The 9613-nt window shown below is 68.5% G+C and carries 15 protein-coding genes; 12 read left to right on the top strand and 3 right to left on the bottom strand.

Translation table 11 applies throughout. The annotated features are described in order from the left end of the window. Nucleotides 1–39: 39 nt before the first annotated feature. Nucleotides 40–414, bottom strand: coding sequence for a beta family protein (locus ACT53M_RS17090; RefSeq protein WP_476234932.1), 375 nt, complete (start codon nucleotides 412–414; stop codon nucleotides 40–42). A 245-nt stretch (nucleotides 415–659) separates the two neighbouring features. Here ACT53M_RS17090 and relB point away from each other — a divergent pair, with 245 nt between their 5' ends. The 4 genes from relB (at nucleotide 660) to ACT53M_RS17070 (ending at nucleotide 3567) form a co-directional block, all read left to right on the top strand. Beyond that, nucleotides 660–857 carry a type II toxin-antitoxin system RelB family antitoxin gene (gene relB / locus ACT53M_RS17085; protein ID WP_476234930.1) on the top strand — a complete coding sequence of 66 codons (198 nt, stop codon included), beginning with the start codon at nucleotides 660–662 and terminating at the stop codon, nucleotides 855–857. A 499-nt stretch (nucleotides 858–1356) separates the two neighbouring features. Beyond that, nucleotides 1357–2607 (top strand): hypothetical protein, encoded by a 1251-nt coding sequence (locus tag ACT53M_RS17080; RefSeq protein ID WP_476234928.1) that lies wholly within the window; start codon nucleotides 1357–1359, stop codon nucleotides 2605–2607. 488 nt (nucleotides 2608–3095) lie between these two features. Then, nucleotides 3096–3308: a cold-shock protein gene (locus tag ACT53M_RS17075; RefSeq protein ID WP_476234927.1), complete on the top strand. Its 213-nt coding sequence runs from the start codon at nucleotides 3096–3098 to the stop codon at nucleotides 3306–3308. Between the two features lie 67 nt (nucleotides 3309–3375). Continuing rightward, nucleotides 3376–3567 carry a hypothetical protein gene (locus ACT53M_RS17070; RefSeq protein WP_476234925.1) on the top strand — a complete coding sequence of 64 codons (192 nt, stop codon included), beginning with the start codon at nucleotides 3376–3378 and terminating at the stop codon, nucleotides 3565–3567. Nucleotides 3568–3613: 46 nt separating this feature from the next. Here the strand turns inward: ACT53M_RS17070 and ACT53M_RS17065 are convergent, their stop codons facing one another. Beyond that, nucleotides 3614–4012 carry a c-type cytochrome gene (locus ACT53M_RS17065; protein WP_476234924.1) on the bottom strand — a complete coding sequence of 133 codons (399 nt, stop codon included), beginning with the start codon at nucleotides 4010–4012 and terminating at the stop codon, nucleotides 3614–3616. Nucleotides 4013–4171: 159 nt separating this feature from the next. Here ACT53M_RS17065 and ACT53M_RS17060 point away from each other — a divergent pair, with 159 nt between their 5' ends. From ACT53M_RS17060 to ACT53M_RS17045, 4 genes are all read left to right on the top strand, one after another. Next, the gene (locus ACT53M_RS17060) at nucleotides 4172–4540 is read left to right on the top strand and encodes a hypothetical protein (RefSeq protein ID WP_476234923.1); all 369 of its coding nucleotides are present in this window, start codon (nucleotides 4172–4174) and stop codon (nucleotides 4538–4540) included. Nucleotides 4541–4617: 77 nt separating this feature from the next. Further along, nucleotides 4618–5037 (top strand): glycine zipper 2TM domain-containing protein, encoded by a 420-nt coding sequence (locus tag ACT53M_RS17055; RefSeq protein WP_476234922.1) that lies wholly within the window; start codon nucleotides 4618–4620, stop codon nucleotides 5035–5037. Nucleotides 5038–5092: 55 nt separating this feature from the next. After that, the gene (locus ACT53M_RS17050; protein ID WP_476234920.1) at nucleotides 5093–5518 is read left to right on the top strand and encodes an OsmC family protein; all 426 of its coding nucleotides are present in this window, start codon (nucleotides 5093–5095) and stop codon (nucleotides 5516–5518) included. Nucleotides 5519–5531: 13 nt separating this feature from the next. After that, nucleotides 5532–5690 carry a hypothetical protein gene (locus tag ACT53M_RS17045; protein WP_476234919.1) on the top strand — a complete coding sequence of 53 codons (159 nt, stop codon included), beginning with the start codon at nucleotides 5532–5534 and terminating at the stop codon, nucleotides 5688–5690. A gap of 302 nt (nucleotides 5691–5992) precedes the next feature. On the opposite strand, the gene ACT53M_RS17040 is transcribed toward ACT53M_RS17045, so the two are convergent. After that, on the bottom strand, nucleotides 5993–6427 hold the full coding sequence (locus ACT53M_RS17040) for a cupin domain-containing protein (protein ID WP_476234917.1): 435 nt from the start codon (nucleotides 6425–6427) through the stop codon (nucleotides 5993–5995). Nucleotides 6428–6488: 61 nt separating this feature from the next. Here ACT53M_RS17040 and ACT53M_RS17035 point away from each other — a divergent pair, with 61 nt between their 5' ends. The 4 genes from ACT53M_RS17035 (at nucleotide 6489) to ACT53M_RS17020 (ending at nucleotide 9547) form a co-directional block, all read left to right on the top strand. Then, complete coding sequence (locus ACT53M_RS17035; RefSeq protein ID WP_476234916.1) at nucleotides 6489–7661, top strand: glycosyltransferase; 1173 nt, start codon at nucleotides 6489–6491, stop codon at nucleotides 7659–7661. A gap of 56 nt (nucleotides 7662–7717) precedes the next feature. Next, nucleotides 7718–7870: a hypothetical protein gene (locus ACT53M_RS17030; RefSeq protein WP_476234914.1), complete on the top strand. Its 153-nt coding sequence runs from the start codon at nucleotides 7718–7720 to the stop codon at nucleotides 7868–7870. A gap of 67 nt (nucleotides 7871–7937) precedes the next feature. Continuing rightward, entirely contained in the window at nucleotides 7938–8390 is a 453-nt protein-coding gene (locus ACT53M_RS17025) for a hypothetical protein (protein ID WP_476234913.1), read from the top strand. A 170-nt stretch (nucleotides 8391–8560) separates the two neighbouring features. After that, nucleotides 8561–9547 (top strand): cell wall hydrolase, encoded by a 987-nt coding sequence (locus ACT53M_RS17020; protein ID WP_476234911.1) that lies wholly within the window; start codon nucleotides 8561–8563, stop codon nucleotides 9545–9547. Nucleotides 9548–9613: the final 66 nt, after the last annotated feature.

Raw genomic sequence — 9613 nt, 5'->3', positions numbered from 1 at the left:
TACAGGTCGCTCACATTCGGTCTCCTTGCGGAGCCTGAATCACATCGCGCCTCTCACATCAATGGGTCCTGACCCTAGCCCATGCTGATCCACGAGGGCAGCAGCATCTACGACGAGCTGTACGCCCGCACCTATATAGATCGAGGGGATCGCAAGCACTTGATCCGCGCGCAATGCATTTATCAGCGCAACGAAAGGCGCGGTAGTTCCACCTGCGTTAAATGAAAACAGCCCATCAACGGCGAGAACCCTATTCTTCCACACAGCACCTAGCGAAGGAGCAAAGCGAGGCGCAACAGCGGTGGTAACGTGGAAGATTGGCGTTATACGCACCTTCGTAGCAGGCAGCAGATTATCAAGCGCGTTGACCTCTCCAGCCTTTGTTTTCAGCATCGGAAAATAGCGGACCGGCATCATTGCTTCCTCGGATTAACCAGGAGAGATTTGTTACCTTTCAGTAACAAGTTCAAGGTGCAATCAGATTTTTATTTTGGTATTCACATCCGCAATACCAAAGCGCATCTATATGCATACCACGCCATGGACGACATAAGGTGATCTTACGGTTTGAAACGCCACCCCACTCACCGAGAGGCATCACATCACTGGCTTAATCTTAATCCGTTTTATATCTCTCCACTCCACGTTACCCTTCATCCATGAACGACAATTTGCCCACCATTTCGGACTCCGACTACGCCCCGCCGGTGCCGATCCCCTCGCCGGAGACCTATGACGCATGGTTCCGCGCCAAAATCGAGAAGGCGCTCGCCGACCCCCGACCCAGCATTCCGCACGAGGTCGTCATGGCGCAGGTGCAGGCGCTCCTCGACCGGCACAAAAAGCCGCAGGACTGACGCCGCCCATGCCCCACCTCCCCACCAACCCCGCCCATCTCGGCCGCGCCGCCAGCGCCACCGTCGAGCCGGAATTCACCGGCTTCGAATGGTACGAGGCCTAACCCTTCAGCCACGCAGCCGACAGGATCGACGGCCGCCTCGTCTCGCAATTCACCTCCCCTCCCTGCAAGGGAGGGGCTGGGGGTGGGTGCGCGCGTCTGCGCGCTTCAAAGACTCCGTTTCCGGTCGATAGCGAGCGCCGCCGCCGGATGGCGGCGGACCCACCCCCGACCCCTCCCTTGCAGGGAGGGGAGCGAAAGCGCCAACAGGGTTGCCCTGCCCAATGGGTGCCCCCCTTCTTCGCGCCTCCGCGCCTCCGCGCGCAAAAACCCTTCTTCCTCCACCGCCGCCACATCCCCCCGCCCCGGAAAAAGAACAAAACAGCAACAAAATCCTTTCCTACAGCCCCCGTTCCGGCATATCTGACGAGTCGCCTTGGCCTTTCAGGAGACGCGACATGTCCGTATCTGCCGAAATCCTCCCGCCGCATCCCGATGGCGACGACCTGTTCTGCCTCGATGCGCTGATCCAGCCCGAACCCGCCCCCGCCCGCCCGGCGCGTGCCGATGGCTGGACGGCGGAGCGGCAGCGCAAGTTTCTGGAGATGCTGGCGGAGGGGCACACCATCACCTTTGCCTGCGCCGCGCTCGGCATGTCGGTCACGTCGGCCTATGCGCTGCGGCGCTCGGCGCGCGGCGCGGCGTTCGCGCTCGGCTGGCAGGCGGCGATGCTGCTCGCGCGCGAGCATCTGGCGGACCGGCTGCTCGAACGCGCGGTGCACGGCAGCGTCGAGACGGTCACGCGGCCGGACGGCTCCACCATCACCCGCCAGCGCCACGACAACCGGCTGGCGATGCGGATGCTCGACCGGCTCGACCGGCTGGGGGACAGCGCAGAGGGCACCGCCGATCATGCCGCCGCGCGGCTGGTGGCCGGCGAGTTCGACCAGTTTCTCGATCTGGTCGAGCAGGAAGGCGGCCCGGCGCGCGCCGGGCTGTTCCTCGCGCGGCGGCTGGCGACGGAGGCGGTCGACGCGGCGCCGACGGACGACCTCGCCCCCGTCCGCGCGCTGGCCCGTGCCGATGCCTGGCTGCGGCGCGGCGACGCGGCGGCGGCCTCGGTTGCCGATCTCGATCCGGCGAAGCGCGCCGAATGGTCGGCAGAGGATTGGGCGCGGGCCGAGGCGGCCGGGCTGCTCGCCTTCGCCCCGCCCCCGGCGCCGGCCGCGGCACCGGTTGCGGAAACTGCGTCTGGACCGCAACTTCCTAAACTTCGCGATTATGACAACCCCGATGGCGCACCGGTCTGGTGGGACAGCCTGTCCCTGGAATGGCGCACCAGCTTCCCGCCCGACGACTATTTCGACGGTCTGGAAGACGGCGAATATGGCGAGGAAGGCTATTCGCGCGAGCTCTCGCCCGAGGAGCGCGAAGTGATCGAGGCGCCGCTCCGCGCCGAACGCGAGGCGCAGCGGCTGGAGGCCGAACGCGCCCGCGACGCCTGGTTTGCGGAGGAAGCAGCGGAGGCGAAGGCTGAGGCTGAGGCTGAGGCGGTTGAGGCGAAGGTGGAGGTCGAGAGCGACGCCGGCGCTGCGACGAAGGCCTCCCTGCCAGCCGTCATCCCCGCAGCGCCATCGCAGGGGAAAGACGCCCGCGCCGCAGCGTCATCGTTCCCCCGTGCGGGCGGAGATCGACTGGCGCCGGAATGACGGTCCTTTCCCCCCGCGCCGAGGGCACTGGTTTCCCGCCTGCGCGCGAATGACGAGCGGTGCGGGCGCCGCGATCCTCCCCCTGGCGGAGGAGGATCGGGGGCCTGCCGAGCCAACGCAGCGCCATCGCCTCGGCCCTGTCGCTCCCCTCCCTGCAAAGGGAGGGGCCGGGGGTGGGTGCGCGCGTCTGCGCGCGCCAAAGACTCCGCTGCTCGGTCGACAGCGAGTCCCGCCGCCTGACGGCGGCGGACCCACCCCCAGCCCCTCCCTGCCCTGCAGGGAGGGGAGCGACGGAGCCAGACCCGATACGCCCTCGAGGGGGAGGACACAGGCCTCACCCATTGCAATCCCCGCCGCGCACCCCATATCCCCCTTGCTACAGTCGCAAATCGTTGGTCTCTGGCGCTTTGCGGCTCCGTTTTCCTTCCCTGCCCCTGAAGCGCGAGGTCCGCCCGCACGGGGCGCGCCGCCTACACAAGGAAAACACCATGAGCATCACCGGCACCGTGAAATTCTTCAACGCCGACAAGGGCTATGGCTTCATCGCCCCGGACAATGGCAGCACCGATGCCTTTGTCCACATCACTGCGGTGGAGCGCGCCGGCATGGTGACGCTGCAGCAGAACCAGCGCGTGAGCTACGAGCTGGAGCAGGATCGCCGCGGCAAGATGGCCGCGGTCAACCTGCAGGCCGCAGACTGATTGCCCGGACGGCGGCTCCCACCCGGGGCCGCCGTTTTCGCATGTCCCCCAGACGGAGCACCGCCCGATGACCGAAGCCGAACTGTTCCGCGCCCGCGCCGAAGAGGCAGGTGCGCTCGCCGCCGGGGCCGATCTCGACAATGTCCGCGACCGGCATTTGCGGGCGCAGGCGGCGTGGGAAAATATGGCAGTGCGCTCGGAGCGCGTCGCCAACCAGCGCGCGCTCAACGAAGCCGAAAAGGCGGCGCTGCGCGACTGAACTGCGTGCCGCGCACCCGCCAAGGGGCACGCGGCACCGCCGGTCCTCAGGGCACCGGCTTTTTGAGATAGGCGATGATCGCCTTGCGCTCCTGCGCATTGGGTACGCCGGCGAACGCCATCAGCGTACCGGGCACCACTGCATTGGGGCGGGTGATCCAGCGGTCGAGCGTGGCTTCGTTCCACACCAGGCCGGACTTTTTGAGCTGCGGCGAATAGCGGAAATTCGCCACCGAACCGGCCTTGCGGCCAACGACGCCGTAGAGGTTCGGGCCGATCCGCGCGGGCTGGCCCGCCTGGATGGTGTGGCAGGTGGCACAGCGTGCGAACAGGCGCTTGCCCTGCGCCGCATCGGCCTGGGCATTGGCCGGGCCGGCAGCGACGGCGCCAAGCGCCAGCACGGCCGCGGCAAGCGCCGGGGCAGACAGGTTTGGGAGGATCGTCATGAGCTTCTTCACCCTATTTTGCGGACACCGGAGCGGTGCCGCCGGGCGCGCTCCAGCATGGTTGGGGGCAGCGGCGGCAGACGGATGTTTACGGATGGGCGGGGAACGGGCGCCCCGCACCGGCCGTTGACGCCGCCAGCACGAACAGGAGGATTTCGCATGGCTACCCCCCGCAAGACCCCCGCCAAGGCACCGGCTTCGGCCAAGCGCGCCGCCGCCGCCACCGGCAGCCGCCGCAAGTCACGCACCGCCAAGGCACCGGCCCGTTCGGGCATCGGCCGCACCGGCATCGCCGCGCTGGCGCTGACCGGGCTGACGGCGCTGGGCGCGCTCGTCTTCGGGCTGCTGCGCGGCCGGGCAGGTCAGGCGCCGGATGCCGGCACCACGCCCGCCGATCTGCTGCAGGACCAGCATCCCGACGGCAGCGAGCGGGCGATCGAGGCCTTCCGGCCCGATCCCACAGCACCGGTTCCCGCCGCCGAGCGCGACGCGCTCCGCCCGGCCCTCACCGACGTCACGCCCTCGTGAACCCGGCCGGCGCGGGGCAACCTTTCGGGGCCTCCGCGCATTGGCACAGCATCGCAACAAGGATCAGGAGAGACGCAATGCGCATCATCGCCCTTGGCTTCGCCGCCGCCGCCGCGACGCTGGTTTCGGGTTGCATGGGGGACAGCTATGGCGGCCGCCCCGACGGCGGCTATAGCGGCTATCGCAATTACGACTGGAACCGGCCGGACCCCTCGTACAACGGCTATTATGCCGACCGCTATTACCGCGACGATGCCCGCCGCTATCGCGAGCGCCGGCTGTCGCAGAACGACCGGGTCTATCGCGGCCAGGACGGGCGCTATTATTGCCGCCGCTCGGACGGCACCACCGGCCTGATCGTCGGCGGTATTGCCGGCGGCGTGCTGGGCAACATCATCGCACCGGGCGGATCGCAGACGCTGGGTACGCTGCTCGGCGCCGCCGCCGGTGCCGCGGCCGGCAACGCGATCGACCGCGACCAGGTGCGCTGCCGCTGATAGAAGGTAGGGGGCCGATTCCCCGGCCCCCCATCCTTCGCCCCAGGAGTTTCGCATGACGACACGCACTGCCACGGCGCGCTACACGGGTTTCGGCAAGGCCGGCAAAGGCCAGCTCACCACGCCTTCGGGCGTGCTGGAGGCGACGCCGTACAGCTTCAACACGCGCTTCGGCGATGAAAAGGGCACCAACCCGGAAGAGCTGATCGCCGCCGCCCATGCCGGCTGCTTCACCATGGCGCTCAGCTTCGCGCTGGCGCAGGCGGGTTTTGCCGAAGGGACGCTGGAGACCAAGGCGGCGGTGAAGCTGGAGCAGGACGGCGACGGCTTCCGCATCACCCGCTCGGACCTGACGCTGCGGGCCGAAGTGCCCGGCATCGGCCGCGACCAGTTCCAGGCGCTGGCCGAGGGTGCGGAGGCGAACTGCCCGGTCTCGAAGCTGCTCGACGCGGAGATCACGCTCGACTGGGATCTGGCCTGAGGCGGGCAGGCCCATGCAAAAGGGGGCCGGCGTTTCCGCCAGCCCCCATGTCGCCGGCCTCTGCCGCGCTTTCCCCGAAGGAGCAGCGCGGCCCGGTGTCGGCGGCAATCGCTTCCCGCGCCGGCAAGGGCGGTCGGTCAGCGGCGGCCGCATCCGCAACGGTGCCCGGTGACGGGCAGCCCTTGCGGCCTGCAACCGGCCTCCCCATCTGCCCCCGAAAGGGCGGATGTCGAAGCCTTTGGGGTCGGCACGCCTTCGTTTGCACGACGGCGTTTCTTCCCCGGTTCGGGCAAGCGCGGTTTCCGAATGGCACCGGCGCTCTTCCGAGCCGCAAACTCCTGATGTTGCTTCAGTTTCCCGTCGCGTCCATCCGTCGTCTGCAAGTGGATGGTCTCACCGAATGCGAGTCGCACCAAGCGGAAAGGAGGGCGTCGTCCCTGTTGATAACGTGGATAACGGGGATAAGCTGGTGGCTCAGCCGGCCACTGGCGACCAGCCCGGCGGCGCGAGGGTGAAGCCCGCAAATTCGAAGCCGGGCACCACCATGCAGCTCACCAGCGCCCAGCCATGCGGCGCCTCGGTGGCTTGCCAGCGATTCGCCGGGACCAGGTATTGCGGCGTGTAGCCGGCGACCACATCGCCGCCAAGCCGGATCGTCTCGACAGTGTCGCCGGTGGGTTCGCCGGCGATCTGCACCTCAAGCGGGCTGCCGGCATGCCACAGCCAGAGCTCGTCGGCATCCACCCGGTGCCAGTGCGAGCGCTGCCCCTGTTCGAGCAGGAACAGGATCGCCGTCCCCGCCGCCCGCGCGCCGGGCGCGGCGTCCGCCCGCCAGGTCTCGCGGTACCACCCGCCTTCGGGGTGAGGCACGAGGCCAAGTTGCGTAATGATCCGTTTCGCTTCGTCCATGCCTTTACTCCCCGCTACCGCACTCGCGGAGCATTAACCCTCTGCCGCTATAGCCTGTACCATGCTGCGCGTGCTCATCCTCTCGACGCTGTTTCCCGATGCGTCACGCCCCAATTTCGGCATCTTCGTCGAACGCCAGACGCTATCGCTGGCGGCACGGGCGGATGTGGCGGTGAAAGTGGTGGCGCCTGTGGGCATTCCGCCCTGGCCGCTGTCCCGCCATCCCCGCTATGCAGCACTCGCCGCCCAACCCGAGCGCGAGGACTGGAAGGGGCTGGACGTCCGCCGGCCGCGCTTCTGCAACCTGCCGGGCACCGGCGGCCGGCTGCACGGCGACATGCTGTTCCGCGCACTCGTCCCGGTGCTGGAGCGGCTGCGGGCAGACTTTCCGTTCGACGTCATCAATGCCGAATTCTTCTTCCCGGACGGCCCGGCGGCAGTACGGCTTGGCAGGCATTTCGGGGTGCCGGTGTCGATCAAGGCGCGCGGGTCGGACATCCACCAATGGACGAAACGCACGGCCATCGCCCGGCAGATCGTCGCCGCGGGGCAGCAGGCGGACGGGCTGCTCTCGGTCTCGCTGGCGCTGCGCGACGACATGATCGCGCTGGGCATGCCGGGCGAGCGGACCGAGTGCATCGTCACCGGCGTCGATCTGGCGCGCTTCGCCCCGCGCGACCGCGCCGAGGCCAAGGCGGCGCTGGGCATAGCCGGGCCACTGGTAGTTTCGCTGGGCGCGCTGATCCCGCTGAAAGGGCATGACATCGTCATCGATGCCGTCGCCACACTGCCCGGCGTGCAGCTCTGGATCGCCGGCCAGGGGCCGGAACAGGCCCGGCTCGCCGCCCGGATCGCCGAACAGGGGCTGTCGGATCGTGTTCGCCTGCTGGGGGCGGTGCCCGCGGACGCCGTGCCCGGGATTCTCGCGGCCGCCGATGCGATGGCGCTGGCCTCCGCATCGGAAGGGCTAGCCAACGCATGGCTCGAAGCGCTGGCAAGCGGCGTGCCGGTGGTGATCCCCGATGTCGGCGGCGCGCGGCAGGTGGTCACAAACCCCGCCGCCGGGCGTATCGTAGCGCGCACGCCGGCCGCTTTCGCCGATGCGATCGCGGCACTGCTCGCCGATCCCCCGCCCCCGGCCGACACCCGCGCGACAGCAGAGCCCTTCACCTGGGTCGCCAACAGCGCGCGGCTGCACAGCTTCCTCCAACGACTGGTCGATCGCCAGAGCTAAGGGAACAAGTTCAAATTTGCATCGTTGCGAAGGCGAATGGAACCAGGAGCCCGGCGATGGACAAGCAGCGGCCGCAGCGCAAGACGGCACGGCGCGTAGCCAAGCCGACAATAGCCTCGATCCCCACCGACCGGGTCCATGAACGCACGCCGCTGGAAGAGCTGCAGATCCTGTTCGAGTGGGAGGGCAACCACCCCACGCGCCACTGATCGTCGCCGATTTGACTTCGCGGCCCGCTTCGCAGAAGTTTTGCGCCCAATATCAGGGAGGCGGATCATGGCCGGTAAGAAAGAGAAGAAGGAAAAGAAGGACGGCAAGAGGCCGTCGCTGCTCCCCAAGGTGATCGCCGGCATCAAGCTGCCCAAGGATGCGCGACGACAGCTTACCGATCTGGCCAAGCATCCCGTCATTGCCGACCTGCTCGCCGCCGGACTGGTGGCGCTCGCTGCCCGGATCAAGGGCGAGCCGGAAGCGAAGGCGGCGGCCAAGGCACCGCCCGCGCCGCCCCCCGCCCCTGCTGCGCCGACTCCGGCGGCAAAGCCGGCACCTGGGGCGACTGCAGCCAAGCCTGCAGTCAAGCGCGTGCGCAAGGCAGCGGCGCCGGCCGAAGCCTCCACGCCCGCAGCAACGCCCAAGCCCGCCACGCGGCGCGTGCGCAAGCCCGCTGGCGAAGCAGCCGCTACAAAGCCGCGCGCGCCGCGCAAGACTCCGACCAAGACCGACAGTTAAGACTGTCCAGCGGTTCGCCAGGCACGGCTGAAGCCGAGAACTTGCCTTAACCTTCCACTGTTACGCCTTGGGACAGTCTCGATTCGGAGGTCGCCCCAGGCCGCCGGATCGAGTAGCGCAAGCGCGCTTCAGGCGGAGGGCACAGGTTGGTCTGGCGAAAACTCGGGCGGATGCAGGCACGCGGAGTCGCTGCGGCGATCCTGGCGTCGCTGGTCGGCATCGGCGCGATGCCGCAGGCCTGGTCGATCGGCCCCGCACCGGCCGCACGCCCCGCCCCCGCGCCGCGCGACAGCTATGAGAGCGAAGACCATTTTCCCGGCGCCGCCGCATATACTGCCGTAGCCGACGAGGTCGCATCAGCCACTGGCAGCACCGGCACCACGGCGCTACCGGAGCAGCCGGTACCTGATGCCGCGCCTGGCGACGCCACGATCCATGCCGCCGCTCCATTCGCTTTCCGGGGCTCCGCGCTCGACCGCAGCCGCGCGCTGACCTGCCTGACCGACGCGGTCTATTACGAAGCAGCGACCGAGCCGGACGACGGCCAGCGCGCTGTGGCACAGGTGGTGCTGAACCGGGTTCGCCATCCCGCCTTCCCCGGCACCGTCTGTGGCGTGGTGTTCCAGGGTTCGGAACAGCATGGCTGTCAGTTCAGCTTCGCCTGTGACGGGTCGATGCTGCGCGGCCAGCCTACCCGCGCGGTCTGGGCAAGGGCGCAGCGCGTTGCCGCCGCCGCGCTGGCGGGCGCGGTGTTCGCGCCGGTGGGCGAAGCGACGCATTACCACAGCTATGCCGTGACGCCCTCCTGGAACCGCACGCTGGTGATGACCGGCGCGTTCGGCGCCCATTTCTTCCACCGCTGGAAAGGCTGGTGGGGCACCCCGGCGGCGTTCAGCCGCGTCTATCGCGGCAACGAGCCGGTGCCGGGCCCGCATCTGCCGGCCGAGCCGTCCGTCCAGCCGATCGAACCGCTTCCTGCTACTGCGGTTGCGAAGGCCGATCGGCCGACGCAGGTGCCGACGCCCGCACCTGCACCGCGCAGCGCTATCCAGCCCGACCATGCCGAAAGCGGCACGCCGACCCGCGATTATACGGCCGCTGCCGCGGAATCGCAGATCCTCGATAAATGGAAGGACAGCGGCAAGCCGCTGCGTTGATTGGGCGCAGGATTGATTGCCCTTTCGCTCCCCTCCCTGAAAAGGGAGGGGCCCGGGGGTGGGTGC

This window comes from Sphingomonas sp. DMC6 (assembly GCF_056314225.1).
This window is presented reverse-complemented; position numbering and strand designations above follow the sequence as displayed.